The organism is Bradyrhizobium genosp. SA-3 (assembly GCF_004212635.1).
Taxonomy (GTDB): Bacteria; Pseudomonadota; Alphaproteobacteria; order Rhizobiales; family Xanthobacteraceae; genus Bradyrhizobium.
This window is the reverse complement of the sequence record NZ_PSRT01000314.1, coordinates 1-1,205: the sequence shown is the minus strand read 5'-3', so window position 1 is coordinate 1,205 and position 1,205 is coordinate 1. Positions and strand designations below refer to the sequence as shown.

General features: G+C 68.0%; 1 protein-coding gene. It reads left to right on the top strand.

Annotated elements, in window-relative coordinates:
• The coding region (locus CWO91_RS42235) for a methyl-accepting chemotaxis protein (protein WP_130221177.1) at window positions 1-1,050 on the top strand (1,050 nt) is incomplete at its 5' end.
• Window positions 1,051-1,205: the final 155 nt, after the last annotated feature.

The window sequence follows — 1,205 nt, the reverse complement described above, 5'->3', positions numbered from 1 at the left end:
TCGCGTCCGATGATCGCGATGTGCAAGGCGATGCGGGAGCTGGCCTCGGGCAATTTCGACGTGGTGCTGCCGGGTCTTGGCCGCAAGGACGAGATTGGCGAGATGGCCGGCGCGGTCGAGGAGTTCAAGGTTCAGGCGGTGGCCAAGGCCGAGCGCGATGCCGCCGCCAGCGAAGTCCAGAACCGGGAGCAGGCTGCAAGCCGCCGCACCGAGCTGATCCGCTTTGCCGACGATTTCGAGAGCGCGGTCGGCGCCATCGTCTCCAACGTCTCGGCGTCCGCCGTGCAGCTGGAATCGGCGGCCTCGACGCTGACCCGCACTGCCGAGACCACGCAGAGCCTGTCGAGCCAGGTCGCCGGCGTCTCCGAGCAGGCCTCCTCCAACATGCAGTCGGTGGCGACAGCGACCGAAGAGCTGTCGGCCTCGGTCGAGGAGATCGGCCGCCAGGTCCGCGATTCCAGCCGCATTGCCGAGGCCGCCGTGGTGCAGGCCAAGGAGACCGACGGCCGCATCGGCAAGCTGTCGCATGCCGCCCAGCAGATCGGCGAGGTGGTCAAGCTGATCACGGCGATCGCCGAGCAGACCAATCTTCTGGCGCTCAACGCCACCATCGAGGCGGCGCGCGCCGGTGAAGCCGGTCGCGGCTTTGCGGTGGTTGCGAGCGAGGTGAAGTCGCTGGCGAGCCAGACGGCGAAAGCGACGGATGAAATCTCCTCGCACATTACCGGCATGCAGGGCGCCACGGCCGAATCGGTCGCCGCGATCAAGGAGATCGGCGCGACCATCGGCCAGATCTCGTCGATCTCGACCTCGATCGCGAGCGCCGTCGAGCAGCAGGGTGCGGCAACGCAGGAGATCGCCCGCAGCGTCCAGACCGTCGCGCAGGGCACCCAGACCGCGGCCACCGATATCGGCGAGGTCAACCGCGGCGCCGCCGAGACCGGTTCGGCCTCGGAAGAGGTGCTGAACTCGGCCAAGACGCTGTCGAGCGAAAGCACCCGTCTGCGCGCCGAGCTCGACCGCTTCATGGCGAATATCCGGGCGGCGTAAGGCCCCGCTGTCGCACCGCCCCTCGGCTGTCGTCCCGGACAAGCGCGCCCTCAAGCGCGCGCCCATCCGGGACCCATAACCACCGAATTGCGTTGCTGCACGAGCTGGCAACTCCGAATCTTCGCAAAGCGATTGCTGCGGAGTATGGGTCCCGG